The 26,181-nt window shown below is 28.8% G+C and carries 36 protein-coding genes; 2 read left to right on the top strand and 34 right to left on the bottom strand.

Annotated elements, in window-relative coordinates; genetic code table 11:
* Window positions 1-44 precede the first annotated feature (44 nt).
* From Q0087_RS08090 to Q0087_RS07930, 33 genes are all read right to left on the bottom strand, one after another.
* Entirely contained in the window at window positions 45-1,004 is a 960-nt protein-coding gene (locus tag Q0087_RS08090; protein ID WP_297899313.1) for an RNA-guided pseudouridylation complex pseudouridine synthase subunit Cbf5, read from the bottom strand.
* Between the two features lie 396 nt (window positions 1,005-1,400).
* Entirely contained in the window at window positions 1,401-1,622 is a 222-nt protein-coding gene (locus Q0087_RS08085; RefSeq protein ID WP_297899311.1) for a 50S ribosomal protein L14e, read from the bottom strand.
* Window positions 1,623-2,141 (bottom strand): (d)CMP kinase, encoded by a 519-nt coding sequence (gene cmk / locus Q0087_RS08080; protein WP_297899309.1) that lies wholly within the window; start codon window positions 2,139-2,141, stop codon window positions 1,623-1,625.
* Entirely contained in the window at window positions 2,141-2,407 is a 267-nt protein-coding gene (locus Q0087_RS08075) for a 50S ribosomal protein L34e (RefSeq protein WP_297899307.1), read from the bottom strand. The genes cmk and Q0087_RS08075 overlap by 1 nt, the downstream gene beginning before the upstream one ends.
* A gap of 487 nt (window positions 2,408-2,894) precedes the next feature.
* Complete coding sequence (locus Q0087_RS08070) at window positions 2,895-3,473, bottom strand: EMC3/TMCO1 family protein (RefSeq protein ID WP_297899306.1); 579 nt, start codon at window positions 3,471-3,473, stop codon at window positions 2,895-2,897.
* Between the two features lie 25 nt (window positions 3,474-3,498).
* Complete coding sequence (locus tag Q0087_RS08065; protein WP_297899304.1) at window positions 3,499-4,053, bottom strand: adenylate kinase; 555 nt, start codon at window positions 4,051-4,053, stop codon at window positions 3,499-3,501.
* 42 nt (window positions 4,054-4,095) lie between these two features.
* A complete protein-coding gene (gene secY, locus Q0087_RS08060) occupies window positions 4,096-5,463 on the bottom strand; it encodes a preprotein translocase subunit SecY (protein WP_297899302.1) in 1,368 nt (455 codons plus the stop codon).
* A 365-nt stretch (window positions 5,464-5,828) separates the two neighbouring features.
* The gene (locus Q0087_RS08055) at window positions 5,829-6,266 is read right to left on the bottom strand and encodes an uL15 family ribosomal protein (protein WP_297899300.1); all 438 of its coding nucleotides are present in this window, start codon (window positions 6,264-6,266) and stop codon (window positions 5,829-5,831) included.
* 28 nt (window positions 6,267-6,294) lie between these two features.
* Window positions 6,295-6,753 carry a 50S ribosomal protein L30 gene (locus tag Q0087_RS08050; protein ID WP_297899298.1) on the bottom strand — a complete coding sequence of 153 codons (459 nt, stop codon included), beginning with the start codon at window positions 6,751-6,753 and terminating at the stop codon, window positions 6,295-6,297.
* Between the two features lie 39 nt (window positions 6,754-6,792).
* Window positions 6,793-7,437 carry a 30S ribosomal protein S5 gene (gene rpsE / locus Q0087_RS08045; protein ID WP_297899296.1) on the bottom strand — a complete coding sequence of 215 codons (645 nt, stop codon included), beginning with the start codon at window positions 7,435-7,437 and terminating at the stop codon, window positions 6,793-6,795.
* Between the two features lie 8 nt (window positions 7,438-7,445).
* A complete protein-coding gene (locus Q0087_RS08040) occupies window positions 7,446-8,021 on the bottom strand; it encodes a 50S ribosomal protein L18 (RefSeq protein WP_297899293.1) in 576 nt (191 codons plus the stop codon).
* 12 nt (window positions 8,022-8,033) lie between these two features.
* A complete protein-coding gene (locus Q0087_RS08035) occupies window positions 8,034-8,480 on the bottom strand; it encodes a 50S ribosomal protein L19e (protein ID WP_297899291.1) in 447 nt (148 codons plus the stop codon).
* A 418-nt stretch (window positions 8,481-8,898) separates the two neighbouring features.
* A complete protein-coding gene (locus Q0087_RS08030) occupies window positions 8,899-9,225 on the bottom strand; it encodes a 50S ribosomal protein L32e (protein WP_297899289.1) in 327 nt (108 codons plus the stop codon).
* 51 nt (window positions 9,226-9,276) lie between these two features.
* Window positions 9,277-9,810 (bottom strand): 50S ribosomal protein L6, encoded by a 534-nt coding sequence (locus tag Q0087_RS08025; protein ID WP_297899287.1) that lies wholly within the window; start codon window positions 9,808-9,810, stop codon window positions 9,277-9,279.
* Between the two features lie 8 nt (window positions 9,811-9,818).
* Window positions 9,819-10,211, bottom strand: a complete 393-nt coding sequence (locus tag Q0087_RS08020) for a 30S ribosomal protein S8 (RefSeq protein ID WP_297899285.1) — start codon at window positions 10,209-10,211, stop codon at window positions 9,819-9,821.
* Between the two features lie 11 nt (window positions 10,212-10,222).
* A complete protein-coding gene (locus Q0087_RS08015) occupies window positions 10,223-10,369 on the bottom strand; it encodes a 30S ribosomal protein S14 (protein ID WP_042701553.1) in 147 nt (48 codons plus the stop codon).
* A gap of 122 nt (window positions 10,370-10,491) precedes the next feature.
* A complete protein-coding gene (locus Q0087_RS08010) occupies window positions 10,492-11,004 on the bottom strand; it encodes a 50S ribosomal protein L5 (protein WP_297899282.1) in 513 nt (170 codons plus the stop codon).
* On the bottom strand, window positions 11,005-11,733 hold the full coding sequence (locus tag Q0087_RS08005) for a 30S ribosomal protein S4e (protein WP_297899281.1): 729 nt from the start codon (window positions 11,731-11,733) through the stop codon (window positions 11,005-11,007).
* A gap of 1 nt (window position 11,734) precedes the next feature.
* A complete protein-coding gene (rplX, locus tag Q0087_RS08000) occupies window positions 11,735-12,088 on the bottom strand; it encodes a 50S ribosomal protein L24 (RefSeq protein WP_297899279.1) in 354 nt (117 codons plus the stop codon).
* A gap of 16 nt (window positions 12,089-12,104) precedes the next feature.
* A complete protein-coding gene (locus Q0087_RS07995) occupies window positions 12,105-12,503 on the bottom strand; it encodes a 50S ribosomal protein L14 (protein ID WP_054834725.1) in 399 nt (132 codons plus the stop codon).
* Window positions 12,504-12,824 (bottom strand): 30S ribosomal protein S17, encoded by a 321-nt coding sequence (locus tag Q0087_RS07990; RefSeq protein ID WP_297899274.1) that lies wholly within the window; start codon window positions 12,822-12,824, stop codon window positions 12,504-12,506.
* Between the two features lie 47 nt (window positions 12,825-12,871).
* Window positions 12,872-13,153 (bottom strand): ribonuclease P protein component 1, encoded by a 282-nt coding sequence (locus Q0087_RS07985; protein WP_297899272.1) that lies wholly within the window; start codon window positions 13,151-13,153, stop codon window positions 12,872-12,874.
* 115 nt (window positions 13,154-13,268) lie between these two features.
* Window positions 13,269-13,607, bottom strand: a complete 339-nt coding sequence (gene yciH, locus Q0087_RS07980; protein ID WP_297899270.1) for a stress response translation initiation inhibitor YciH — start codon at window positions 13,605-13,607, stop codon at window positions 13,269-13,271.
* Window positions 13,608-13,814, bottom strand: coding sequence for a 50S ribosomal protein L29 (rpmC, locus tag Q0087_RS07975; RefSeq protein WP_297899268.1), 207 nt, complete (start codon window positions 13,812-13,814; stop codon window positions 13,608-13,610). It lies immediately after the preceding gene.
* A gap of 54 nt (window positions 13,815-13,868) precedes the next feature.
* On the bottom strand, window positions 13,869-14,723 hold the full coding sequence (locus Q0087_RS07970) for a 30S ribosomal protein S3 (RefSeq protein ID WP_297899266.1): 855 nt from the start codon (window positions 14,721-14,723) through the stop codon (window positions 13,869-13,871).
* Window positions 14,724-14,727: 4 nt separating this feature from the next.
* Window positions 14,728-15,189, bottom strand: coding sequence for a 50S ribosomal protein L22 (rplV, locus tag Q0087_RS07965; protein ID WP_297899264.1), 462 nt, complete (start codon window positions 15,187-15,189; stop codon window positions 14,728-14,730).
* A gap of 21 nt (window positions 15,190-15,210) precedes the next feature.
* Window positions 15,211-15,621 carry a 30S ribosomal protein S19 gene (rpsS, locus tag Q0087_RS07960; RefSeq protein ID WP_297899262.1) on the bottom strand — a complete coding sequence of 137 codons (411 nt, stop codon included), beginning with the start codon at window positions 15,619-15,621 and terminating at the stop codon, window positions 15,211-15,213.
* Window positions 15,622-15,639: 18 nt separating this feature from the next.
* Window positions 15,640-16,365: a 50S ribosomal protein L2 gene (locus tag Q0087_RS07955; protein WP_297899260.1), complete on the bottom strand. Its 726-nt coding sequence runs from the start codon at window positions 16,363-16,365 to the stop codon at window positions 15,640-15,642.
* 41 nt (window positions 16,366-16,406) lie between these two features.
* Entirely contained in the window at window positions 16,407-16,667 is a 261-nt protein-coding gene (locus Q0087_RS07950) for a 50S ribosomal protein L23 (protein WP_297899259.1), read from the bottom strand.
* A 48-nt stretch (window positions 16,668-16,715) separates the two neighbouring features.
* Window positions 16,716-17,480, bottom strand: coding sequence for a 50S ribosomal protein L4 (gene rpl4p, locus Q0087_RS07945; RefSeq protein WP_297899258.1), 765 nt, complete (start codon window positions 17,478-17,480; stop codon window positions 16,716-16,718).
* A gap of 64 nt (window positions 17,481-17,544) precedes the next feature.
* Window positions 17,545-18,555 carry a 50S ribosomal protein L3 gene (rpl3p, locus tag Q0087_RS07940; RefSeq protein WP_297899256.1) on the bottom strand — a complete coding sequence of 337 codons (1,011 nt, stop codon included), beginning with the start codon at window positions 18,553-18,555 and terminating at the stop codon, window positions 17,545-17,547.
* Between the two features lie 603 nt (window positions 18,556-19,158).
* The gene (locus Q0087_RS07935; protein WP_297899254.1) at window positions 19,159-20,016 is read right to left on the bottom strand and encodes a putative RNA uridine N3 methyltransferase; all 858 of its coding nucleotides are present in this window, start codon (window positions 20,014-20,016) and stop codon (window positions 19,159-19,161) included.
* 407 nt (window positions 20,017-20,423) lie between these two features.
* Window positions 20,424-21,113 (bottom strand): METTL5 family protein, encoded by a 690-nt coding sequence (locus tag Q0087_RS07930; protein ID WP_297899252.1) that lies wholly within the window; start codon window positions 21,111-21,113, stop codon window positions 20,424-20,426.
* 898 nt (window positions 21,114-22,011) lie between these two features.
* Between Q0087_RS07930 and Q0087_RS07925 the strand changes: the two genes are divergently transcribed.
* Together Q0087_RS07925 and Q0087_RS07920 are read left to right on the top strand one after the other, a co-directional pair.
* Entirely contained in the window at window positions 22,012-23,502 is a 1,491-nt protein-coding gene (locus Q0087_RS07925) for an acetyl-CoA carboxylase biotin carboxylase subunit (protein ID WP_297899249.1), read from the top strand.
* A 92-nt stretch (window positions 23,503-23,594) separates the two neighbouring features.
* Window positions 23,595-24,515 carry a biotin--[acetyl-CoA-carboxylase] ligase gene (locus tag Q0087_RS07920; protein ID WP_297899247.1) on the top strand — a complete coding sequence of 307 codons (921 nt, stop codon included), beginning with the start codon at window positions 23,595-23,597 and terminating at the stop codon, window positions 24,513-24,515.
* A 257-nt stretch (window positions 24,516-24,772) separates the two neighbouring features.
* Here Q0087_RS07920 and Q0087_RS07915 read toward each other — a convergent pair whose 3' ends face one another.
* Window positions 24,773-25,948, bottom strand: coding sequence for a TIGR03576 family pyridoxal phosphate-dependent enzyme (locus Q0087_RS07915; protein WP_297899245.1), 1,176 nt, complete (start codon window positions 25,946-25,948; stop codon window positions 24,773-24,775).
* Between the last annotated feature and the right edge of the window lie 233 nt (window positions 25,949-26,181).

Genomic DNA, 26,181 nt, shown 5'->3' with positions numbered 1-26,181 from the left:
AAACTTATTAAAAAATAAAAATAAAAAAAATAGAAATGATTAAATTATTTCCATAACATAGGATAAATACCTGTATTCATGAAAACTTTTTTCGTATTAAACATTATCCCAGAAGAAGAGGTTAATATATCTTCAATATTAAAAAGAGCTGTAGCTGAAGCAACCAATTCCCCTTTAAGAGTGAATATTGCTACTTCATCATTTTCTTTAATATCGTCTGAAAGTGATGATATACCGCCTGAAGCTAAATTTGCACCATGGCATATAGCATCAACTGCTGAATCCCTAATGAATACTTTTGATAAATGTTCAGTAGCTGTTTCCATAGGCAATATACATTTTCTCAAATAAGAATCATCTTGTTCTTTATCCCAATAATAATAAGCATCAGTTAAATCTTGTAAAGTTACCAGATTATTATCTTCTGTAAAAGATCCAACCTGAGTCCTCCTTAATTCAGCCATATGTGCACCAGTTCCTAATGCCTCACCAATATCATTACAGTAAGTTCTAACATAGGTCCCAGCTTCACAACCTATCTTAAAGAGAACATCACGACCTTCAATCTCAAGTATATCTGCGTAATAGATTGTTCTAACTCTTAGTTCTCTTTTTACAGCAGATTTTACTGGAGGTGTTTGATATATTTTACCATGAAATTCTTTAAAAATAGATCTAATATTTTCTTCATCAACATCTTGATGCAAAGTCATTAAACAAACATATTCCTTAGGAGCAACCAATAAAAGTTGAATAACTCGTGTTGCAATATCAATTCCTATAGGTAAAACCCCTGTAACTTTTGGATCAAGTGTTCCACCATGGCCTGTTTTTTCAGAATGTACAATTCTTTTAACCCATGAATCAATTTCATGAGAAGTTGGACCAGATGGTTTATCTAAATTAATAACCCCTTTAGATATATGTTCTTCAATTGGCCTATCTTGAGGTTTAGAACCATATTTTGAATTTGTTTTTGCTTTTGATTTTATTAAAAGAGTCATAGTATATCCCCAAAATAGAATATAAAAAATTGATAAATAATTTTAATATAATAAATCTTAAATAATAGCCTAATAACAAATATAATTCATATATTGTTATTTATAAACAATAACAATATTTTATTATTATAATTAATAAATTTTTTGATGTACTCTTAAATTATACTAATAAATTTTTTTATTAAAAATCCATAATTTAAAAAATATTAAAATAATAGAAATAGAAAACTAATAAAAAAAAAAACTAAAAAATATTAAAATAATAGAAATAGAAAACTAATAAAAAAAACTAAAAAATAATAAAAATAGAAAACTAATAAAAAATTAAAGAATAATGAAAAGTAATAAAATAATAAATATAATTAAAAAATATTTATTATTATAAATAAGCCAATATTATAAAGATTCTAAATCTTTTTTAATAGCTTCAACGTCGCCAGAAACATCTAATGTTTCTTCAAGAGGTTCTAAATGACTTATATTACATCTTCTATTTTTAACAGAACCTCCAACAACTTCTACAAAATTTTCATCAATGAGTTCAATAATCACACATTTTTCTCCAGCTTCTCTTCCAGCTGTTTTAACACATACTCTTCCTACTTCTATGGATGCCATTTATATCACCTTTAATGTTGTTAATATAATTTTTGCAATACTATCAGGATCGAACCTATTAGTATTAAGCACTAAATCATAGATATCAAAATTATTAATATCTATATTATGAATATCTAAATATCTTAAAGCTTCACTCTCTTCACGAATAATTATTTCTTCAGTAACGACTCCCATTGATTTAGATTCACGTTTTGAAACACGATTTGCCCTAATATCTAATGGTGCGAGTAACCATATTTTAAGATCTGCTTCAACAAAATAAGCAGAAAGTCTTCCTTCCACAATAAGATTTTCAGAATTTTTAGCTATTTCAGCTTGTCTTTTGTCAAGTTCAATATCGATAGCAGTATTATCTTCAGCAAACTTGCTAAATTCTAAAAGAGACATTCCCTTTTCTTTTGCCATATCTCTAAAGATACCTCCAGCAGAAATAAAAGGAATATCAATTTTTTTTGATAATACATCAGCTGCCGTAGTAGTTCCACTACCCGCCAAACCACCGATTGTTATAATCATTAGGACCTTGCCTCTGATTTGAAATGATCACGAGCGCATTTAGAACATAAATATCCTCCAAATGGCCTATTAGGTCTTTTTTTAGTCTTTGATAATTTTCCAATTTCATATGGTCTTCCTCTAGGAACCCCATGTAAAACTGCACCACACTCAGCACATATATGCTTACTTGGTTTTTTCTTTTTATATCTTAGGACATTTTGTCCACCAGGAGTCTTTTTATTAATTCTTTTATATGATCTAGATCTATATCTTGATTCAGGCATTTTCTCACCTTTTAAATTTATGTAAATTTCATTATTTATTAGATATTATTTAATATCTTATCTAAATTAGTATTTTTTTATATATGGATATTAATGTATCTAAACATTTTCTAAAAAAATATCTAAATTATAATATTTAAAATTATATTATCTAAATATTTTAAGTTATATTAATATATTAATTATCTAAAGAATATATTAATTATATAAATATCTCATTAATTAATATTTTTAATTATTAAATATTTTTTAGTATAATATTTAATATTATTCAATTTTACTATTTTCCAACAGAGAATTTAATTTCATTATTTTCAATAGAAATTACATTATTATTTAGCATCTCTTTTATATTAAATAGTATTACATGATCTATTGTTATAGCGAGATTTGATCATGAGAGGTTATAAAATTAATAACTCATATACTATAAATAGATATATTATATAGTTATAAGTTAAAAATCATGATAATAAAGGCTTACAGGTTAAAAACCTGTTTTAAAGCCCATGAATTTTCTAAGAATTTGTGTCATAGCAAATGTGCACATTATGTACCAACCTAACCAACCTGCAATAAATGGAGCAGATGGTCCTCCTCCATAAAACATGCCATAAACACCATGCCAAACTGGAACTAATAATACATAGTAAACAAATTGAGGAAGGTGAACAATTACATTATTAATTGGATTTGTAGGTTGACCCATCCACCAAAACATTATCATTATTGGAATAAGAGTCACTAGCAATGGTTTAAATGAATTTTTCATCATGTCTCCTTGTTTTGCCATAACATCTTTTTGCATAGCTTGAGCTTTAGCTAAAGCTTTAGCATCCCCACTCATTTGAGCTTCTTTCATTTTTTCTTGGAACTTTTTCATTTCTTCTCTTGAAGCTTCCATTTCATCTTGGTCAACTAACAATTTATTAGCTAAAGTGGTAAAAAACGCAATAATAGTTGCTATTAAAAAAATTGTAAGCATTGGATTATTAGGCATAGGATCTAAAGCTAATATTGGGCCAAAAACCCAATTAAGCCCATTGAAAATTATTTCTAAAACCATTTTATTATCCTCTTATATATTATGTCTATAAAATTTCAAATAATTTATCAACAATCACATCAAGTTGATCATTATGATTTTCTAATATTTTTACAGTAGCACCAGTAAGAGTTGCGTAGGCCATAGAGGCAGCCCTATTCATTTCTTGGTGTAACTTAATATCATCATACATTTCTAAATCTCTAGTTCGTGTCTCATCAGAAATCCGTCTAAGCATTATTTCATCAGGATCAGCTTCAATTAAAACGAATGTATCTGGTTTTAATTCTTCAAGAACCCACTTAGGAAGTCCTGGTAAAAAACCAGAAGGAGTAGATATAGTACAATGAGTATCTACAATAATATTATCCTCAGTAGAACTTTCTTTTATTTTTGCAGCTGCTTTTTTTTGAATTTCTTTTTGAGTTTCAGGAGACAATTTTCTAAGTTCATCTCTATCTTTTACAATACCTTTTTCTATAGCTATTTCAGTCATTACATCCCCATAATTTAAATGAACATAATTAACTTTTTTTAAAGTATGCTCTAGAACAGTAGTGCTTCCAGAACCTGGAATTCCAGTTAATACTACTAATTTCAATTAAATCTCCTCACTATTGATTATTCATTATTTTTATTATAACTAATTATCTCCTAAGAATTTTCTAAGCATTGGATGCATATCCATTAATTGTTCTTGTGCAATTTCTTCATATAATTTATAAATAATACCTACAGTAAGTAAAACACCAGTACCCCCACCAACAGCCTGAGTTAAATCAGCACCAAAAGCAAGTAATCCTACAAAGACACCACCAAGAACTGTTAGAGCAGGAATATATTTATTCATTATTTTATATAGTTGTCGCTTACTACTTCTAAAGCCAGGAATTTGAATTCCTGAATTATATAGTTGTTTAGAAACTTCTTTAGCACTTAAACCACTCATTTCTACCCATAACCACGAGAATAATATACAACAACCAATAAAGAAAAGACCATATATTAAAACTTTTAATGGGTCAGTAATTACTACACCTAAACTTGAAGGAGTAGTTAGATAATAAGCAATTCCACTAATAGGTTTACCATTGGCAACTTGACCCAAAATAGGGAATCCTAATTTCTGAAATACACTTGCCATTAATGAAATATTAACAAGAAGCGCACTAGTTAATATAACCGGCATATTACTAGCATAAATAAATTTCAAAGGATATTTAGCCACTGAACCTCTAATACGTCCATGCCCTTTAACTGATCCATGAGAAATAGGTATTTCTACCCTCATACTTTCTCCATAAACAGCAACTAAGAAAACACCAATTGTAGCTATTAAAGGAATCAATATGGTTGGGTCAGGAGATCCAGATGCAATAGATTGTATAAATTTAGGAATCATCCCAGGCATTACACCAGGACTTGCTTGAGTTGGTAAAAAATTAAATGCTCCAACAACAATAGCTTCAGATACACCGGCAGCAATAAATAATCCTATACCACTTCCAAAACCCCATTTTGAAACAACTTCATCAAGGAAAAGTATTAATAAAGCCCCAATAATCAATTGAAGCATTAATAACCATAATAATGATGGGTCTGTTGGAATTAAACTTCCAGTATAAACAAGAACAGCAGCTTCGAATACTGTGAATACCATAGCTAAAATTTTCTGAGTACCTTGGAACAATGCTTTATCTTCATGGCGGGAAAGGTCTAGTTTTAATATTTTTGCCCCTACCAAAAGTTGTAATACAATAGATGAAGTAACTATAGGACCAATCCCTAATGTGAGAATTGAGCCAAAACTACCTGCCATTACGGCCCTCATTTGAGCAAATTGATCGACTGCTAATGGACTCAACCCATATAAAGGTACTTGTGTTAAGAAAAAATAAAGTACCAATACAATACCGGTCCATTTAAGCTTTTCTCTGAAATCTTGCCTATGAATAGGTGTTTTTACCTCAGGCAATATGGAAAACAATGGTTTTAAATAATCTAAGATCATTTTATTCCTCAGTACTTGTAATATTTGTTATAATTGTAAACAGCATCTATAAATGATTTATATTTATAGACTATTATAATTTATTTATAATTTCAGCAAATAACTGCATTAAAGATTCTAATTCAATAATTAGACATATTAATTATTATAAACTTAATTAAATATAATAATATATACCTAATATAATCAAATTATATACTCAATATATAATCTAATTATTATATTTTAATATATATTCTTGTTTTTATTTTAATATTTATTTATATTTCTATATAGTATACAACAATAAAAAACTAATATAAATAGATATTTTATAAATATCTAAAATTAGTAAATTATATAAAATGTTTTATACAAGAGTAAAGCTATAATTTTATAGCTTCTCCACCAGCTTCTTGTATTTTATCTTCTGCAGAAGCAGAAAATTCAGGAGATTTAATTATCAAAGGTTTTAATAAATTACCTTTACCTAAAACTTTATCGTAACCTAAATCAGTTACATCAATAACAATAATATCTCCTTCTTTAGTTGCTATACCTTTAGATAATAATTTCTCAGAATTATCATCCAAATATCCTATATTAACAGGTTTAACTTTATTAATCATTTTTTGAGGTCTTTTAAAACCATATTTCCCAAAATGATTCGGATCATTTTTAACGGTCCAAGTCCAGTGATGTTTGCCTAATCCAGCTTTACCTTTACCACCTTTGTGGCCTGCACCTCTTCTTTTTTTAGTGCAGCCTCCACCAATAGACCTAGAACCTCTCATTTTATTAATTTTACGAGTTTTTCTAATCATTATAACACCTACATTAGTTAAAAGATTATTAGCTCATTTTTTTGACTAAATCCTTAATAGATTCTCCTCTATAACCTAAGGATCCGCCTTCTTTAATTGAGCTTCTAATACCTTCATAACCTTTTCTTGGAGGATGTAATCTAAATACTGGTTTAATATCAATATCTTCTCCTTTAACATCAGAATTAATAAGAGCATCAGCCAATTCTTTAATAGAAGAATATTGTGTTTTTTCTGCTAGAAGTTCATCAGTGATTCTTACTCCACCAATAAATTCTCCTCTTTTTGAAATAAGTTCAGCTAAATTCTCAGAGTCAATTTCTCCCCAAGTAATATAATCTTTAGCTTTATGAAGCATACCATCAAAACTAGGAGTATCTTCTATTAAAACACCATGATTAATCCTATTTAATCTTAACATCTTTAAAGTGTCAGCAATATCTTTTTTAACACCAGTTGTACCTCTGACTCTAATAACAAAAAACATTTAATCACCTATATATTACATATATATTAATTATAGCTATTAGCTAGAGCATACACCCATATTTTTAAGATCTTTTTCACTAGCTTTAACTTTAGTTAACTGTTTTAAAGCTTCAAAAATTGCATTAGCAAAGTTAACTGTAGTTTGAGTTTGACCACTAGTTTGAGACCATACATCACCGATTCCAGCAAGTTTCAATATTGTTTTACCAACATCTCCAACAGCTAATCCAACACCTGCAGGAGCAGGCATCAAAATAACATTAACACTTCCAGTTTTACCTTCTACTTTAAATGGTACAGTATGTTCTCTTCCACATACACAACCCCAATCTCCACAGCCTCTTCTAACTTTGATGATATTATATTTAGCATCATCAACAGCTTTTCTGATAGCCGGACCTACTTCACGAGCTTTGCCTTGGCCTAAACCAACATAACCATTTTTGTTGCCAACTGCAACAATTACTCTAAAGTTAACTTTTCTTCCAGATTTATGCATTCTTTGGACTAAATTTACATCCATTACTTCTTCTTCTAAATCAGGAACTAAAGCATCAATTATTTCTAATTCCATTATTGGGAGACCTTTTTCAAATATTTCATCAATATCAGTAATGGTACCATCTTTGACCATTCTACCAACTTTTGTTTTAGGTTCCCAGTCTTCCATATTAAAACTCATAGTACCCCTCAAGCCTTCTCAATTTTATTTTTAATTTCTTCAAAGTGATTAGGTAAATCTACAGGTTGAAGTCCTCTTTCTAAATATTTAGAAAATTGTTTTTTAACTTCATTATCGTCTAAAGACTTAGCATATTCCGCAATATGTTCACCAGCAATTCTATCATCACTAGGTACAATAGATTCCCCATAAGGAACATCTAATCCTGCATCATTAGCTGCTTTAACAGCTGCAAAAACTTTAGAACCTTTAATAGATGATTTTAAACCAATGTCTAAAACAGCTTTCTCGACACCTTTGTCTAAAGCTTTTTTAGCACATAAATAAGCAGTTAAATAAGTTGCACTAGTGTTTTTAGTTCCACCTAACCAACCTAATTTTTGTAATTCTTTAGAATGTGCAGAAACAACAGTTTCATCACCGTTTTCTCCCACATTAATAATTTGAACTATAACATTAGCATTGGAAACTCTAACTACTAATCTAGATTTATCTAAATCTACTAATTTCATTCTAGCATCATAATTAGTTTTCCCTTCTCTTCTTCTTCTAAATGCTACTTTATATTTTGATCCTTGTGCCAAATTCATTCCTCCTTATTTAATCAAATCATGATCCCTGGCATAGGTTTTCATATAAGATTTACTTCTAAAGGCTCCACCTTTAGCCATTCTATACAATTTACGATATGTAGTAACATCAATCTCTTCTGCATCACGCATAGTTTTAAGATCTTTTCTCAAAGACCTTATAGTAGTCATCCAAGCTTGTTTTTTAGGAGTTCTTGCATATTTAGCTCCTTTAATGCTACCTCTACCTTTTCTTCTTCCTTTTTTCTTTTGCTCAGCTAATTTTTTTGATCTATAACTACTAATACCTTTTTGAGGTTTAGCTTTTATAGCTTTTTGATCAATTAGCTGCTTAACACCTTCTCTTGTAATAGCCCTTGATACTTCTTCAATTTGTTCAGGATCAATCCATACTCTATTAATCCCAACTTTGAGTATACTTGCAGCTAATCTCTTTTGAGTGGTAAGATTCATAATAAACCTCCATTTTAGCTTTTATTAGCTTAATTAAACAATAATTATAACATAATCCTAATTATTGATTTAAGCTCCCTTAACTTTTAATAATACTAAATAACACAAGAAATATACTTATTAAATATATAAATAAAAATTATTATTTATCCAATAAGTTTATACTCCCAATATATCTAATTAGAATACATATTATTAAATTAAAATCAATATTATGAGATAAAATATCATTTAGTATTTATCGACAAATATTATCACAAATGTATTTTTATTATTATAACTATTCATCAATAATCATTTTACTCAATATATCCATAAAATCTTAAAATTAAAAAATCTTAAAATTTATTTTAATTTAAAATTTATTTATACAATACATAATACTATATTCTCTAATAAATTTGTTATCTAATAAAAATTATTTATTTAAAATTTTAATTCCTAATTCTGATGCCTTAGTTAACATCATTTCCTTTTTTTTCTTACCAATAGTAGCACTAATTCTGCCAGCCTCAGTATCAGGATTTAAATTTTCTAATTCAGACATATTTCTAACAAGAATATCTTTAAATCCAGATGGATGTAATCCTCTCTCAGATTTAGGAGAACCATAACCAATAGCAGGCATTGCAGGTTTTCCTGCTTCATACCTTCTCATTTTACTAGTTTTCCCTCTTGGACGTCTCCATTTTATTCCAAGCTTTTTATATCTGGCGTATTCTTGTCTTTTGAATTTTTTCTTCATTGAATCACCAATAATATCATAAATAATGATTTTTTTAATTAATAAATTTATTTAAGCTTTTTCTATAAGATATATTCCATCTTGGAATACTCTTGGGTCCCTTCCTTTAATCTTAGTAGCTTGCTCTAAATTAGCCATAGTTTGACCAACATCTTCCTTATTAATACCAGTGACTGTAACTTCATCACCTTTAACATTAACTTTTGCACTGCCAACAATCTTAGCAGTACGAGGATGTCTTTCACCAAGGAAATTATCAATATTGACTTTATTTCCACTAACTTTTACATTCATTGGAAAGTGAGCAAATACAATTTTCATATGATAAGTGAATCCATCAGTAACCCCAATAATCATATTATTAATATGAGCACGAGTAGTTCCTATCATGGATTTATCTTTCTTCTTAGGGAAGAGAGTTTCTAAAACTACTTTTCCATCTTCCTTTTTCATAGATATATTAGGATATGTAAATTTTCTAGAAATCTCGCCTTGAGGTCCTTTAACTGTTACATTATCACCAATGGTAACATCTACACCTTCAGGAATACCAATTTCTTCCTTAATATTAGCAGCTATAACCATTTTATCACCTAATACATGTAAGCCAGCAAACGGCCACCAATACCTCTTTCTTTAGCATCATTATGAGTCATGATGCCTTCAGGAGTAGTGACTATTAAAATTCCAAAATTCTTTGCTGGTAAATATCTTTTTTCAAATTTTTCAAACTCATCTTTCTTAACAGCATGACGAGGTTTTATAACACCACATTGATTGATGTTACCTTCAAGTTCAACTTGAAACTTTCCCGCCTTGTTATCATCTATATATTCAAATTCACCAATATAATTCTCTTTTTGCATTGTGCTCAAAACTTGCCCAATTAATTTAGAGGCAGGAGAAATAGAACATGATTCATTAACTTGAAGTTCATTATTTCTTATATTAGTAAGAGCATCAGCAAGAGGATCCATAAGAGTCATAATTAACACCTCTAATTATATTTTTTAAATCCAATTTTAGGAGCAATCTCTCTAAAACATTGCCTACATAACATGAGTCCGTAACGACTGACCATAGCAGAATGATCTCCACAACGACTACATTTTTTTGCTGCTTTTCCGTATTTTCTTGGCAACATATCACCTTAATTATTTAAAACATTAATTATTCTCAATTAATAAATTTAATTATTAATAAATTTAATTATTTATAAATTCAATTATTAATTATAAACTAAATTATTAATATAAGCCCAAGAAATTATTCTTGATTAACATTTACTTGGAATTTATCTTCCATATATTTAATTGTCTCTTCCTTTTTAACCATGTGCCTTTTAGGAATTTTCTTTTGTTGGATTTTCCTTCTTTTAATCCTATATCCTGGTTTTTCAAAAGTAACAGAAACATTCATACCAAATATACCAATATCAGGATCATAACGAATACCTGGAATATCAATATGTTCAGCTATACCAAAAGAAACATTACCTTGATCATCAAATTGTTTCTCTCTTAAATTATTGCCAATTCCATCTAAAACCATTTTAATAGCTTTATTAGCCTTTTCACCACGTAAAGTAACTTTACATGCAATAGGTTGGTTTTTTCTAATACCAAATTCGGGATTTGTTACTTTAGAAAAAGTTTTTACAGGTTCTTGACCAGTTAATTCAGATAAAAGATTCATAGCACGAGATAATCTTTCTCCAGATTCTCCAACACCTATATTTAAAGTAGCTTTAGATATTACAACTTCTTCCATAGGGTTCATTTATTTACCTCCTGGAAGTGATATTGCAGGCTTTTCTTTTCCTATGACAAACGCATAATCTTTCAATGTAAGGAAATTTTCCTTTTTATCATTTTCAACAACAACTGTATTTGGATTAGATGATTTATTAATATTGATTTCATTGATTTTACCAATTTCACCAATATGTTTACCTCCAGTAATAAGCACTAGAGAACCTTCTTCAAACTTGAAATTGTCATTAACTTCTTGATCAGGGATAGATAAACTTATTACATCATTAGCAGAGAAAAGATCTTCTACAATAAGATTTCTACCATCATGAAGATTTAATTGTATTTTACCTTTCTTTAGAGTAGTCTTATTACTTATTTTACATAATTTAAATTTACTATTCTCTTCAGAAATAGGATGAAGAGTTAATCTACCTTTTAAATCTGGTAAAACTCTATAAAATTCTTTAGAAGCTGGAATTTCAACTACATCCATAAAACCTACTGGAAATTTGTAATCTTTTCTAGCTCTACCATCAACTAATACTTTACCAGTATTAATAATTCTTTTTGCTTCTCTTGAGTTATCAGCTAATCCTAAAATATCCCTAATTACAACGAGTAAAGATAAAGAATCTTCAATAGCATGAGGTCCCGCTGCAGGTTTAACTGTCCATTTATTTTCTTTTGGACTAATAGGCCAATTTTTAGGAGCTTTAAATCTTTTAAGATGCTTTCTTGATCCCATTTTTGCCATTTTATCCCTTCCTCTCAATAATTCTACTTCTTCTTTCGTCTTTTATATCTGCATCAACAATCATTAAATTAGATGGATGAACTGAGAAGAAAACAGAGTTTCCATCAGGTTTACTCAAAGTAGCTCCTTCAACATTAATCCTATAATTTCTAGAGTCTATTTTTTCAACTTTCCCTTCATGCCCTTTGAATTCACCACGCATGATTTGTACAGAATCACCAGTTTTAATAGGTAAAGATTTTTTTCCAAAATCCTCTTTTAAATCTTTACTCAAAGTGACACTCATAATATTACGACGAAGGTGTAAAGATGCATTATAAAGAGCTTTTCTTTGTTTTCTTGGTTGTTTTGACATTTTTTCACCTTAATAATCAAATCAAAATACTTGCAGCACTTCCAACACTAGGCCACCTATCTGCTGCTTCTTTAGCAACAGGACCTCTAACTTCAGATCCTTTTAATACTCCTTCAGGAGTAATAATAACTGCAGCATTATCTTCAAATTTTACACGAAATCCATCAGCACGACGATATTCTTTTTTTTGTCTCACAACAACAGCATTGACAATTTCTCTACGCATATCTGCAGTACCTTTTTTTACAGAAGCAACAACAAGATCGCCAACACCTGCAACATCAAGTCTCCTACGTACTCCCTTATATCCTTTAACAGATATAATTTCGATTTCACGTGCACCTGTATTATCTACACAACTGAGACGAGCCCCAATAGGTAGAGATTTAGATACATTAGATGTAAGAGTTTTCATTTAGCTGTCTCCTTTTACTTCTACTAATACAAAATGCTTAGTTTTACTTAAAGGTCTGCATTCTGCTATTTTAACTGAATCTCCAATTTTTACATTGAAACAATCAGGTTTATGAACATTAATTTTTGATTTTCTCTTTTCATATCTTTCATACTTACGTATGAATTTATAGAAACTGCGCTCTACTGTAATAGTCCTTTCTGCTTTATCACTAATAACAATTCCTTCAAGGACTTGTCCTCTAACTGGTAAAGTTCCGTGAAAAGGACAGTTAGCATCATTACATTCAGCTTCTACTTGTTGAACATTAAGACCAACCATATTATCACCAATATAACTTTTAAACCGTATATAATTATAATTGTATATTATAACTTTTTATATTTCTTTTTAATTCTATCTTCAGGACGATTAACTAAAATCTTACCGTCAATTTCAACTAATTCTCCATTTGGAAGAAAAAGATGAAAAATTGAAACATCTTTTGGAATTATTTTAATCCCATTATCTTCAGTTTCAATAGTGATAGTTTTTTTCCTTTCATCTATGATTTTCCCACTAATTCCAATTAAAAAATTATTAGAACTATTAAAAACCTTTAAGTTTAATCCAATCAATTCATGATGAAAAATATTCTTTGAGGTTATCATATTATCTAATAATTGAATTTGTGGGTTTAATGACATTTTAAAGGATTTATGATATCATATAAATAATATAGATAATTAATAATTTTAATTTATTATCCATATAATTCTCTAAAGATTACCTTTTCCTTCTATTGAATTTTTTATCAGAGTCTCTGATTTCAATAGTGTCTGAAGAGAAGCCCATGTCAGATAAAACTTCTTTAACTTTCCTTTTATGGTCGCCTTGAAGTTCTATTTGACCTTTTTTAGCTGTACCTCCACAAGCACATTTAGCTTTTAGTTCTTTAGTAAGCTCTTTAATATCAATATCATGTTCATCTATACCTTCTACAATTGTCATAAGTTTTCCGAATCTTCTTCTAACTGTGTATACTTTTACAGTTTGAACTTCTCTTGCAATTTCTTCGCAAACACAAAGTTCTTCAGGAAGACCACATACATCACAGATTTTCATTTAGTTCTCCTTCTGTTTTTGGTTCATAATTGTAAGAACCCGAGCAATAGTCCTTTTAAGTTCTCGGATTTTACCAGGATTTTCATTAACCCCAGCAGCAGAACTCTTAGAAATATTTTTAGCTAATTCTGCTTTGAGTTCAGTCAATTTTTCTTGAATGTCCTCAATTTCCATTTCCCAAATTTCTTTACTTCTTAAAATCGCCATTTACTTCAACTCTTAATAAATAAATATTAATTTAAAAGAATAGGTTAAATCATCCTATTCTTCTGAAGTCTCCTTTGGAACTTCTTTAGATTCATCTGATTCTTCAGAGTCAGCTAATTCGGATTCTTCTAAAATTTCTTCATTAGTTTCTTCCTCAGAAGCTACTTCTTCAAGTTCCTCTAATTCTTCAAGTTCTACTTCATCAATTTCTATTTCTTCTTCAGCAATTTTAGCTTCATCAACATTATCTCCTTCTAACTCAACAACAACTTTTTCTGTTGCAATAGAATCTTCAGATTCATCAGGAGTTTCTAATGTTGGAGGCAAAATATCAACTTTATCCGGTAAAACTGCTTCAGGAGGCATTATTCTAACAAAAATACCTAAAACACCAGGTTTTAGTTGTACAGTAGCAAAACCTTCATTGACAAATCTTGTTGATGGTTCACCACATTTTTTGATATAGCCCTCTACAAATTTAGCAACAGCAGATCTTGACCCTCTAATTTTACCAGAAATAGTTACTTCTACACCTTGAGCTCCAGCACCCATAATCCTACGGATGGTTGAATAAGCTACTCTTCTAAAATGCATTCCTCTTTGTAACATTGATGCAATTTTATAAGCCATAATTTTTGGATTAAGTTCAGGAACATCAACTTCTTTAACTTCAACTTGAGGATTATCCAATCCAAAATCAGTTTTAAGAGTTTGAGTAATAGCCCTTACAGTCTTTCCACCCCTACCAATAACCATTCCAGGTCTTTCAGCATATACAACTACCATTGTACCTAAAGGAGTTACTTGAACATCCATTCCACCATATCCGGCTCTTTCAAGTTCATTTTCTAAATATTCGTCAATTTTAGTCCTTTTTAGACCTTCAGTGACAAAATCTTTTTCAATCATTAATTTAAGCCTCCCCTAAAACAATTTGTACATGGGTTGTAGGAGTATTAAAAGGAGTAACTCTTCCAAATGCTCTTGGAATTCCTCCTTTAATTACAAAACCTCTGTGGCTAGAAATATGTACTATTTTTAAGTTTTCAGTATCCATGCCTTTATATTCAGCATTAGCTTCAGCATTTTCTAAAATATTTAATATTTGTTTAGCTGCTTTAACAGGATATCTTCCACTAGGCCATCCAGTTAATCCTTTCCTATGTCCCACTTTTTTATTGTGTCTTTTGAAAGGAATTGCTTTTTTCATATCAATTACTTCAACTAAGTAATTTTTTGCTTTTTCTACATTCATTCCTCTTATTGCCCTACATATCTCAACAGAATGCTTTGGAGAAATTTTAAGAGTTTTACCCATAGCACGAGCTGTTTTAGAGCCATCTTCATCATTATAAGCATATTTAATATCAGCCATAAAATAATCTCCTTAACAACCCTATTTAAGTGGTACAAACATAGATGATCTGGTAGCTCCCATACCTGGGTCTCCATGTTGAACTCTTTGTCTAGTTGGTGCAAATTCACCAAAATAAGAGCCAATCATTTCAGCACTTATTTTTACTTCGACAAATTCTTTACCATTGTAAATACCGAAAATAGTTCCTACCATTTCAGGTAAAACTATCATATCTCTACAATGAGTTTTAATAACTAGAGGTTTTCCACCTTTTTGTTCTTGTTTTTTCAACTTTCTAAATTTATCCAGCACAGTTTGTTGTCTTGGTAAAAATCCTCTTTTCAAAGACCTTCTTTGCCTTGCTGGTAATATTTTCATTAAATCCTCTAAAGACATTTTTTGTAAATCTTCTAGAGTATAACCTTGATATTTAAATACTTTTCTTGCCAAGCAGTCACATCCTTAGTATTATCTTCTCTTACCTGTTCTTCTAGCCGCAATAGAACCAACTTTTCTTCCTGGAGGTGTGTGTCTAGAAACTGTAGTAGGTCGTCCAGGATGTTGTCTGTTTCCTCCACCGTGTGGGTGATCTACTGCATTCATAGCTACTCCCCTAACAGTCATAGATTTCTTACCTTTAGCTTTAAAGGCATGCCATCTTTTACCTGCTTTAAGGAATGGTTTGTCTTTTCTTCCTCCACCTGCTACAACACCAATAGTTGCCCTACATGCTGGATTAAAAGATTTTAATTCTCCAGAAGGGAGTTCAATAACAGCTTTGTCAGCATCGTGTGTAATTAAAGAAGCATAAGTTCCAGAAGATCTTACAAATCTTCCACCATCCCCAGGTCTATTTTCAATATCATAAATTGGAGTTCCTTCAGGGATCTCAGCTAAAGGTAAAGAATTACCAAAACTTATTTGAGCTGAAACACCACATTCAATTTCATCATCAATTTGAATACTTTCAGGAGCTAATATAAATTTCTTTTCACCATTTTCAAACTTAACCTGAGCAATAGGAGCAGATCTTCCAGGATCATGAACAATATCCACGACTTTCCCTTTTAGACTTCCTTCTTTTTCAATTTTATCATAAGCCCTATATTGGATCTTATCTTTAAAACGATGAGAAGCACTACGATAAGCAGGAGTTCCTCTTCCTCTTCTTTGGTGTATTAATCGTTTTCCCATTTTTTATTCTCCTTATATGTTTGTATCCTTTTTATTCCCTATTAGAATACTCCCATTTTAACAGCTACATCCTCTGCAGCATTTTCTTCAACTAAAGAAATGTATGCTAATTTAAGTCCTTTTGAATTTATGTGAGTGTTTACACTTTTAACTTTTTCATCAAATAAAAATTCAAAAGCATTTTTAATAGCCTTTTTATCACTTTCTCTTAAAACAACAAAAGTAAGTTCATTTCTCTGATCAATTAGATTCATAGTCTTTTCTGTAACATGAGGTCTAACAATAACTGAATACGGATCCATGTTATCCACCTTCTTAATTATCCCAATAAATAATTCCCTCTAAGGAATCTATTGGAATAATCCTCCTAATTTTTCAATAGCGGATTTAGTAAATACTGTTAATCTACCAGGGTGAGTACCTGGAGCTAATAATTCCGCATTAAGATTTTCAACAGTTACAATATCTACACCAGCATGGTTTCTTGCACCCAAGCTAATTCCTTTATCATCAGCAACAACTATTAGAGGTCCTTTAGCTTTTTTATATTTTCTTCCTCTTAATTTACCTTTACCTGCTCTAATTTTTTTACCCTTTTTAGCTCTAGAAACATCCTCAAAAATTCCTAAATTTTTGAATATTTCTCTAGTCTCTTTGGTTTTCTTAATAGTTGCAAGTTCATCATCAACAATTAAAGGTAATTGTGGAACGTTTTCTACATTATGGCCTCTTTCTTCAACAAGATTTTGGTTACATGTAGCCGCAATAGCAGATCTAATAGCAAATCTTCTTTCTTTAACATTTATCTTCTCATGATAAACTTTTTGAGGTCTTGGAGGATGAGCTCTTCTTCCACCAATAGCTTGTGGAATAAAAGCTGCTTTAGAACCATTTTTAATCCTTGGTACCATAGCTGCACCCCTACCTGAACCCCAAGATTCTGCAGAAGTCCTTTTACCTGCCATAGGATCAGCACCCCATGGTTGTACTCTTGCTGTTTGTGAAGATATAACCGCCCTCTTTATGAGATCTGGCCTAAATTCTTCATTAAAAATAGCTGGAAGCTCAATTTCTTCTTTAATTTCGCCTTCCATTGTATAAACATTAACTTTCATGATCTACACCTTTTATCATAACTCTAAAAACTTTGGTATCTAATAAAAAATAGCATGTGAATATTTAGACACCTTGTTTAGACTTTGTACTTATGTAATTTATTTGAGGTGCGTCATTGGACTTACCTTTTGCCCTCATAGCTTTCCTAAGAATAATTAATCTTTTACTTGGACCTGGAAGAGAACCTTTAACTAAGATAAAATCATTTTTGACAATCCCGTATTTAATAAATCCTCCTTCTGGATTGATTGCATCAATTTCAGATGAATCACCAATTTTCAAGATTTTTTTATTGTATTCTGTTCTCTTATGGTAACCCATTTGTCCTGCTTGAGGTACTGTCCACATAGTTCTTGATGGTGTCCATGGACCCATAGACCCTATATGTCTTTTTTTACTACTTCTAGCAGCTTTACCATACTGTATCCTAATACCCCATCTTTTAACGGGTCCTTGGAATCCTTTTCCTTTAGTAGTAGCAATAGAATCAACATACTGACCATCAGAAAATACGTCAGTAGCTTTTACTTCATTGCCTAATAATTCAAGAGCCGCGTTTAATTTTTCTTCAACGGATTTTCCACCTATCGCGCATTCAAATATTTCCGGCTTTTTCTTAGGAACAGATGTTACTTTAGGGTTTGTGTGAACCAATACTTTAATATCTACAGTTTCTTCTAAAGATTCCTGAATCTTTGCAATAGCTTCAGATTGATTATATTCTTTTGGAAGTGAAATTTTCCTAGAAAGTTCTTCATCTAAATTATCTGCAAGAACTTCAGTAATAACCTTTAATCCATAAGTAGTTTTTTCATATGCACGTACTCCCATTACTACAACAGGGGGTACTTCAAGAACAGTTACAGGTGTGAATACTTCCATACCACTAGTTGGAGAATTTTTATCATTATCAACCATCATAGCATGTGTCATACCAACTTTGTATCCAGCGAGACCTAATAACTTTGACTCATCTTCTTGAGGCCAAGATTTCACTCTTGGGGTCTCTTTAGCAGCTCTTTTTCTAGGACTGAATGCTACAGATCCACTCCTTGGCTGGTGATGTCTAACCATTAATTAACCTCCTTTTATTACATCTTTTTGTATTTATATTTATTTTGTGTATTATTTCCTTAATTAATAAGCATTAATTGGTTTAATAATATCAATTAAACTAATTATTCAATATTTACTATTAATTAAATCTAGATATATTTAATAAATAACAATAAAGCAATAATTCAACATTATACTCCTATAAACCAAATTTTATACTAGTTATATTAATTTCTAGTTATGTTATTTATTCTTAGTATTAATTTGCTAAATTATAATAAGCAATATTGCTAAATAAACATTAAATTTATATAGCTCTAGCTAAATTGATAGCAACTGCTAATCAAAGAGCAATAAAACTACTTTAACAGCAAAAATTCAATTAAATAGTACTATGATTATAAATAGCACTATAGCTAACAAATAGCAATGTAAAAGCTAGATTTACAAATTATAGTTCAACACTATAATCAAAATTTTAATATGTACTTAATTTTCATTCTCTATTAACAAAATATATAACAAATCAAGCATATAACATTTGAACTTGTTATTAATTTAAACTTGTTATATTCATAACAGGTTTATTTAAAGGATTTGTTATTTATAATGTTAATTTCATCAACAGAAATTTAACATCATATTTATAATTGACAAAGTCGAAACAATTGCCTCTTCAGTCCTTACAGTTTCAGTTCCTTGGGAAGGGACAGTATTTAATTTAATTAAATCCCAGGAAAAACCACTTAAATCCTCTGAAATAGAAGAATAAGGGCCTCCAAAGACTATGGCAATATTGCCAGCTTTATCTAATCTTTCTTCAAACTCATTAAAAATAGAATTTATCGTATCTGCATATTTTGTTGTTTCAACAACAAAATCGGGATTAACTAATTTCAAGCTATTTTTAAGACTTTTATGTGTAGATAATGTCTTATATCCCCAGTAAACGTCATCCGGTTCATCGGGTGTGACTATTACCTCTTTAGCTAACTTTGTGACTCTAAAGCTAAAAACTTTATTAACACTTAGTTGCTCTTTGCAAAAAGCCAGATTTTCAGCATTTTTCATGCCAGAATCAACCTTCATACCAATATCAATATAAGTGCCTTTCTTATTTCTCCTGACAGTAAATCCTTGTCTATAATCACCGACTTTTAAATCAGATTCAATAGGATGATGAGGAGTTCTAAGAGGAGGGAGAATCCCAACATGTTTTAACTCTGAACGAATAGGAAATACCCTTTTTCTAAGATATTGAGGAGTATTCATATATTCAAGAACATCAGCCATAAAATCAGCGTCGGATAAGTATTTATCATCATTTTGAGAAAGATCCTTATAAATAACAATCTGATCAACCTGGAATAAAGCTAAAGCCCTTCCAACAACTCCAATTTTAGAAGTTTTAATTTTTAAATCAGTAGTCTCACTTAAGAATGAATCTGGAATAAATATAGAAACCTGTTTTTTATGCATTTATAGATATTTATCGTCATCTATATATAAAGCTTGTCATTAAATTGACATAGCTATCACTAAGTAAATGTACAACTCAATATTATATCAATTATAATATTGGTAACCATATTATATTATATAAAACCCACCAATTAATTATCATATTTAATAAAAAAAATATTGATAATGAGGTTAAACAAATATTAGCTACAAATTTTAATTATATTTTTTAATAATCTTAATATATTCATTTGAATATATATTATTAATATTTAGCCAAATAAGTATTTAAACTTTGCTAATATTTATAATAAAAACTTTTAAAAAACTTTAAAATTGAAATTGAAAGAGTTAATTTTAATTAGAAATAAAAGAAATGAGATTTTTGAAATTAAAAAGATAAAATTTTAAAAATAAATATAATTTTAGATATATTTGCAGACTCTGAAAACAATTACCTCAATATCCCTACTTTCCTGAGTATGGAACTCATAAGTATTTAATAATGGAAACTTATAAAAAAATTCATGAGTAATATTTCCACCTAAATTTTCATAAAAATTAGTTACAAAATCTTTAGTTTCAGCTATATGGAAAGAATAAACAACTTTTGCAAGATTTAAAGCTATTTTCATGAAAATTCTGTCAGCTCCCCTTTTACCTTTAGATTGAGCCCCAAAAGGAGGATTTGTAATAGCTGTTTCAAATTTTAAATTCTTGAGATAATCATAGTTATTAAAATTATTATTTAAATTAGAATCATTTTCCAAATCAAAGTTTTCAATATTATTGATATCTTCGGTTATGAACTTAACATTTGAAATTTTCATGTCATTTACAGTTTTTTTTGCAATTTTTATTGCAGAAGAATCAATATCAACACCCATTGCACATCTAGCATTAAGTAGTGCAGAAGAAATAGCAAATACTCCTGTTCCACAACCCAAATCAATGAGCGATCTGTTTGAAATATCCCCTAAATTTTTCGCATTCCATAAAAGATCCGCAGCAATTGATGCAGAAGTAGGGTATTGTTCAAGATCTATTTTAGGAGATTCAAATCGTGGAATATTTTCAATGGCTATTTCCAAATGTCTTTTTTTTGTTATTCTCATTTTAAACCTATATCAAAACAATTATTATGATTATGAATACCATTATTATTATGATTACTATTAATGATAATATTAATGATAATATTAATATTATTATTAAACTTTTATATTATAATATATTATATTATAAATTTTTATTATAAAATATTAATAAATAATATTATATTATAATAAATATATGTTTTTCTTTAAAAAGATATTATCCAATAAAATAATATTTATTATATTAAAAATTTAATTATCTTAAAAAATTATATAAAAAAATTATTATTTCATAATAGTCTAAAATATAGCAATATAAACAATATAATATATATCAACTATAATCAAAATGTAACTTTTTATACAAATAAATTTTTATAAAAATATTGTTTATTATTTATTTAAATTATTCCAATTTATTTGGAAATTAGGTATGTAATTCTTAGAATATTCAAGTAATTTTAATTTTTATAAAAACTAAATTTTATTGATTATTATCCAATTTCTATATATTTATTAATATCTTATTATAATTTTATTTAATTTTATAAAGTTTTATATAATTTTATATAATTTTATAAAGTTTTATAAAGTTTTATATAATTTTATATAATTTCATTATATTATTATATATTAAATTTAATAGGATAGATTTATTTAATGAAATTACTATTTTAAAAATTACTATTTTAAAAAATTATTATTTCATAAATTATTATTTTTAAAAAATTATTTATAATATATTAATAATATATATAATTATTATAATCTATTTATACTTATTATAATTTACAAATATAGAAATTTTAGATATATTATTGTTTAAAATATTTATTAAAAAATATAAGAACAAAATTAAAAAATTGACACTAATTTAAAAAAAATTATATTGATTGAAGATTAAAAGAGGCTCTAAATGTTTGATAAAGTATTGATTGCTAATAGAGGAGAAATAGCCATAAGAATAATGAGGGCATGCCGTGAATTAGATGTTAAAAGTGTAGCTATTTACTCAGATGCAGATAAGACTTCTCTTTATACTAATTATGCAGATGAAAGATATGCATTAGGTAATCCATCACCTTCAAAGAGCTATCTTAATATTGAAAAGATAATGGATATAGCTATTGAATCAGGGGCAGAGGCTATTCATCCAGGTTACGGTTTCTTAGCTGAAAACTCAGAACTTGGAAAACAATGCGAAAAAAATAATATAGCGCTTATTGGACCAAGTGGAAAAGTAATTGAATCAATGGGAGATAAAATTACCTCTAAAAAACTTATGAAAAAGGCAGGAGTTCCTGTTATTGGAGGAACCGATAGTGGTGTCACAGATATTGATGAAGCTGTTAAAATTGCAGAATCTATTGGTTATCCCGTGATAGTTAAAGCTTCAGCTGGTGGTGGAGGAATTGGAATGCGTACTGTTTACGAAGAAGATGAATTAGTACGGGCAATAGAATCCACACAATCTGTAGCTTCTACAAATTTTGGAGATTCAACAGTATTCATTGAGAAATATATTGAAAAACCAAGACACATTGAATTCCAAATTTTAGCTGATGACCATGGAAACACTATACACGTAGCTGACAGAGAATGTTCTATTCAGCGTAGACATCAAAAATTAATCGAAGAAGCACCATCACCAATTATGACCGAAGAGTTAAGAGAACAAATGGGTGAAAGTGCAATAAAAGCTGCTGAATATATTAATTATACAAGTGCTGGTACAATTGAATTTTTATATAGTGGTGGAGATTATTATTTCTTAGAGATGAATACTAGAATACAAGTAGAACACCCTATTACTGAGATTATTACTAACATTGACCTCGTTAAAGAACAATTGAAAATAGCTTCTGGAGAAGAGTTAAGTTATTCACAGGAAGATGTTCAGGTGAATGGACATGCAGTAGAATGTAGAATAAATGCAGAAAATCCATTAGCCGATTTTGCACCAAATCCAGGTAGAATTACTGGATACAGGTCTCCTGGCGGTCCTGGTGTTCGATTAGATAGTGGAGTTTATATGAACTACTCCATACCAACATTTTATGATTCAATGATATCTAAATTGATTACTTGGGGAAGTAATAGAAATGAAGCCATCGCTAGAATGAAAAGAGCATTAAGCGAATATATTATCTTAGGTGTTAAAACAACTATTCCTTTCCATAAAGCAATAATGAGAAATGATCATTTTTTATCTGGAGAACTTCATACTCATTTTGTTGATGATCATAGAAAAGGAATAGACGATGAAATGAAAGAAATAATGGAAGAAGATACTGAAAGAATAAATCGTATGCGATCTACTTTCCTCCCAGGTAAAAAAGTAGCTGCAATCTCAGCTGCTGTTGGTTCATATTTAAATACTGCTCAAAAGCATCAAATGAAGAAGTAATTTAATACAACTTCACAATTATTATTATTATTATTATTATTAAAATTATAAAAAATGAATAATTATGATAAGATCTTCTACCAAGTGATTTTATGAAAAAAAGTATGCAAGAACTTTTATCAAAAAATAAAGATAAAATATCAGAAGAATCTGCTGAAAAGATTCTTAAAATAGATGAAGCAGAAATTGCAGGATTTTTAAGAAAAATTGGAAGTCAGGAAATTGAATACATTCCTAGTGGAATGATTAAAAAAGAATTATCCACAGAATATATTGGGAAAGAAATATATAGCTTCAAAGAAGTTGAATCTACAAATAGTGTAGCTAAATTTTTAGCAAAGCAAGGTTCTCCTGAAGGTACAGTAGTAATATCTGAAACTCAAACTAAAGGAAAAGGAAGAAGAGGTAAAAAATGGGAGTCTCCCAGTGGAGGAGTATGGCTTTCAATAATACTTAAACCAGACATTGATCCTTCAAAAGCTTCCCTTATAACATTAGCTACTGGAGTTGCTGTAGCTAGAACCCTTAGAGGAATGAATATTGATGCCAGAATAAAGTGGCCAAATGACATACTTATAAATAACAAAAAAGTGTGTGGAATTCTTACAGAAGCAAATGCTAAATTTAACTCTGTTGAATATGTTATTGTAGGCGTAGGAATTGATACAAATTTAAATGTTGATGTTTTAACAGAAGATGTTAAAAACAGAGCTACTTCTCTTAGTGTTGAAGCAAAAATTGAAATAAAAGAATCTGAAACTATTGCAAACTTCCTTAATGAATTTGAAGAAGTATATAACTTATTTAAACTTGAACAATTTGATGACATAATGTATGATTGGAGAAGAATGTCACAAACAATTGGTAGTTATGTTGAAATAAGACAACCATTAGGCAAAGTATTAAAAGGAAATGCTGTTGGAATCAATAATCAAGGTGCTTTAATTCTTGAATTAACAAATGGAGAATTAAAAAAAGTAATATCTGGAGAATGTAATCTCAAAAAAAACTAAAAAGAAATAGAAGTAATATTTATTAACTTTTTTAAAGAGAATATTTTGGAAAATAAAAGATCATAAAATAAGAAAATAATTTCTTTTCTTTCCAAAAATAATAAAAAATAATAAGATTTTTAATTGATAATAAAATTTTTTAATATCGCCATAATTAAATAGAAATTTGATTATTATAATTACTGAAAATTTAATTATTATAGTTACTAAAAATTTAATTATTATAGTTAGTTACTAAAAATCCAAAAATACTTATTCTAAATGCTAAATAAAATTTCTTTAGCTAAATCCTCATTATCAATTATTTTTAATAGACTTTCAAAAGATTTTTTTATTTTATTATAAAGATTATTTATATCTAATTCTTTTGCATCATTAGAAGCCAAATCAAATCTAACTGTTGCTGATGCACCAGGCATTGAAACAACAGGAATTGTAATAATATTTTGATCCTTTAAGAGAATCATTGCCCATAAAAAACACAAGTCTCTAGATGAAATTTTAGAATTAATCTCATAATTATTTAATAATATTTCCTCTTCAAGAGATTTTTCAGAAACTTTAATCCCAGTAGGAGTTTCTTCAAACATTTGAAATTCTCTATTAACTAAATTTATTAATTCTTCTTTTTTAGATAAAGAATTTTTTAAATCATCTTCCCTATAATTTTCAAGTCCTTTAACCATAGCTAAAATACAAGGAGGTTGAGCTTCTAATCCGAATTGATGAGCTTTTGTTTTTATTTGATTAATTAATTCCGAATTCCCTGCCATTAATCCTCCCCTAGGACCCATCATAAGTTTATCAGTGCTTGTAACAACTAAATCAGCCCCTAAATCAGTAGCTTTACTTTGAGAGTATATTGCTGTTCTAAGGCGAGCTCCTGAAGCATCATCGACTAATACCGGAATATTATTATCTTTAGCTACTTTTATAGCAGATTTAAAATCTTCTTCATTTAATACTTTGTGATCCATAGTAGATCCAGTGATAACAACCAAAGAAACATTATCTGAAAAATTATTTTTAAAATCTAGGATATTTTCAAATTCTGAATATTTAGCACCTACAAGCTTACAACTACGAGGAATTGATGGATGAGCAGGAAATTCTGGTAAAAAATGTATTACCTCAGTGTTTTCCCCAACAATAGTTAATATAGTAGCCAAAATACCAGAACTAGTTCTATTAACTGCTAATATTTTTTCTCCGCCAAGGTGATCTTTACCAAGATTTTGTAAATTTTCTTCAAAAATTGCAGGACCAACATAGGTTTCTAAAAGACTTAAATCATCAGAGGTCGCTAAAAAACCTCCAGATAGACCAGTTAAATCATAAATAGAATTCCTACCATTATTATCAATGATTGATTTAATTACACTAAGAGAAATTTCTCTTTTTTTCATTTCATCTAATGAATTTTTAATTAACATATTTTCACTTAGTAAAAATTAATTGAATTTTTATAAAAATAAACATTATAATTAAATTATAATATACATTTTAATATTTATTAATTATTTTATAAAACTAAACATTATAATTAAATTACAATATAAGTTTTAATATTTATTAATTATTTTATAAAACTAAACATTATAAATAAATTATAATATAAGTTTTAATATTTATTAATTATTTTATAAAACTAAACATTATAAATAAA

The sequence above is a fragment of the uncultured Methanobrevibacter sp. genome, assembly GCF_937881195.1.
In the GTDB taxonomy this organism is placed as follows: domain Archaea; phylum Methanobacteriota; class Methanobacteria; order Methanobacteriales; family Methanobacteriaceae; genus Methanobinarius.
Note: the sequence above shows the minus strand (reverse complement) of the source record. Positions and strands in the feature narration are given on the sequence as shown.

What these genes read in the sequence shown, in the direction of transcription:
- rplX (WP_297899279.1), bottom strand. Translation starts at nt 12,088, where the DNA reads ATGTCAAAACAACCAAGAAAACAAAGAAAAGCTCTTTATAATGCATCT.
- rplV (WP_297899264.1), bottom strand. Translation starts at nt 15,189, where the DNA reads ATGGCTGATATTAAATATGCTTATAATGATGAAGATGGCTCTAAAACA.
- Q0087_RS08005 (WP_297899281.1), bottom strand. Translation starts at nt 11,733, where the DNA reads ATGGCAAAAATGGGATCAAGAAAGCATCTTAAAAGATTTAAAGCTCCT.
- Q0087_RS08010 (WP_297899282.1), bottom strand. Translation starts at nt 11,004, where the DNA reads ATGAACCCTATGGAAGAAGTTGTAATATCTAAAGCTACTTTAAATATA.
- secY (WP_297899302.1), bottom strand. Translation starts at nt 5,463, where the DNA reads ATGATCTTAGATTATTTAAAACCATTGTTTTCCATATTGCCTGAGGTA.
- rpl3p (WP_297899256.1), bottom strand. Translation starts at nt 18,555, where the DNA reads ATGGTTAGACATCACCAGCCAAGGAGTGGATCTGTAGCATTCAGTCCT.
- cmk (WP_297899309.1), bottom strand. Translation starts at nt 2,141, where the DNA reads ATGATTATAACAATCGGTGGTTTGGCGGGTAGTGGAACTACTACGGCA.
- Q0087_RS08070 (WP_297899306.1), bottom strand. Translation starts at nt 3,473, where the DNA reads ATGGTTTTAGAAATAATTTTCAATGGGCTTAATTGGGTTTTTGGCCCA.
- Q0087_RS07990 (WP_297899274.1), bottom strand. Translation starts at nt 12,824, where the DNA reads ATGGTTGGTCTTAATGTTCAACAAGTAGAAGCTGAATGTAATGATGCT.
- Q0087_RS07985 (WP_297899272.1), bottom strand. Translation starts at nt 13,153, where the DNA reads ATGATAACCTCAAAGAATATTTTTCATCATGAATTGATTGGATTAAAC.
- Q0087_RS07925 (WP_297899249.1), top strand. Translation starts at nt 22,012, where the DNA reads ATGTTTGATAAAGTATTGATTGCTAATAGAGGAGAAATAGCCATAAGA.
- Q0087_RS07920 (WP_297899247.1), top strand. Translation starts at nt 23,595, where the DNA reads ATGAAAAAAAGTATGCAAGAACTTTTATCAAAAAATAAAGATAAAATA.
- Q0087_RS08085 (WP_297899311.1), bottom strand. Translation starts at nt 1,622, where the DNA reads ATGGCATCCATAGAAGTAGGAAGAGTATGTGTTAAAACAGCTGGAAGA.
- rpmC (WP_297899268.1), bottom strand. Translation starts at nt 13,814, where the DNA reads ATGGCGATTTTAAGAAGTAAAGAAATTTGGGAAATGGAAATTGAGGAC.
- Q0087_RS07915 (WP_297899245.1), bottom strand. Translation starts at nt 25,948, where the DNA reads ATGTTAATTAAAAATTCATTAGATGAAATGAAAAAAAGAGAAATTTCT.
- rpl4p (WP_297899258.1), bottom strand. Translation starts at nt 17,480, where the DNA reads ATGAAAGTTAATGTTTATACAATGGAAGGCGAAATTAAAGAAGAAATT.
- Q0087_RS08030 (WP_297899289.1), bottom strand. Translation starts at nt 9,225, where the DNA reads ATGAAGAAAAAATTCAAAAGACAAGAATACGCCAGATATAAAAAGCTT.
- Q0087_RS08015 (WP_042701553.1), bottom strand. Translation starts at nt 10,369, where the DNA reads ATGTTGCCAAGAAAATACGGAAAAGCAGCAAAAAAATGTAGTCGTTGT.
- yciH (WP_297899270.1), bottom strand. Translation starts at nt 13,607, where the DNA reads ATGAAAATCTGTGATGTATGTGGTCTTCCTGAAGAACTTTGTGTTTGC.
- Q0087_RS07970 (WP_297899266.1), bottom strand. Translation starts at nt 14,723, where the DNA reads ATGATTGAAAAAGATTTTGTCACTGAAGGTCTAAAAAGGACTAAAATT.
- Q0087_RS08055 (WP_297899300.1), bottom strand. Translation starts at nt 6,266, where the DNA reads ATGATTAGAAAAACTCGTAAAATTAATAAAATGAGAGGTTCTAGGTCT.
- Q0087_RS08025 (WP_297899287.1), bottom strand. Translation starts at nt 9,810, where the DNA reads ATGGTTATAGCTGCTAATATTAAGGAAGAAATTGGTATTCCTGAAGGT.
- Q0087_RS08090 (WP_297899313.1), bottom strand. Translation starts at nt 1,004, where the DNA reads ATGACTCTTTTAATAAAATCAAAAGCAAAAACAAATTCAAAATATGGT.
- Q0087_RS07950 (WP_297899259.1), bottom strand. Translation starts at nt 16,667, where the DNA reads ATGGATCCGTATTCAGTTATTGTTAGACCTCATGTTACAGAAAAGACT.
- Q0087_RS07995 (WP_054834725.1), bottom strand. Translation starts at nt 12,503, where the DNA reads ATGAAAACTCTTACATCTAATGTATCTAAATCTCTACCTATTGGGGCT.
- Q0087_RS07955 (WP_297899260.1), bottom strand. Translation starts at nt 16,365, where the DNA reads ATGGGAAAACGATTAATACACCAAAGAAGAGGAAGAGGAACTCCTGCT.
- Q0087_RS08050 (WP_297899298.1), bottom strand. Translation starts at nt 6,753, where the DNA reads ATGTTTTTTGTTATTAGAGTCAGAGGTACAACTGGTGTTAAAAAAGAT.
- rpsE (WP_297899296.1), bottom strand. Translation starts at nt 7,437, where the DNA reads ATGAGTTTTAATATGGAAGACTGGGAACCTAAAACAAAAGTTGGTAGA.
- Q0087_RS07935 (WP_297899254.1), bottom strand. Translation starts at nt 20,016, where the DNA reads ATGCATAAAAAACAGGTTTCTATATTTATTCCAGATTCATTCTTAAGT.
- Q0087_RS08020 (WP_297899285.1), bottom strand. Translation starts at nt 10,211, where the DNA reads ATGACTCTTATGGATCCTCTTGCTGATGCTCTTACTAATATAAGAAAT.
- Q0087_RS08075 (WP_297899307.1), bottom strand. Translation starts at nt 2,407, where the DNA reads ATGCCTGAATCAAGATATAGATCTAGATCATATAAAAGAATTAATAAA.
- Q0087_RS07930 (WP_297899252.1), bottom strand. Translation starts at nt 21,113, where the DNA reads ATGAGAATAACAAAAAAAAGACATTTGGAAATAGCCATTGAAAATATT.
- Q0087_RS08035 (WP_297899291.1), bottom strand. Translation starts at nt 8,480, where the DNA reads ATGAATCTTACCACTCAAAAGAGATTAGCTGCAAGTATACTCAAAGTT.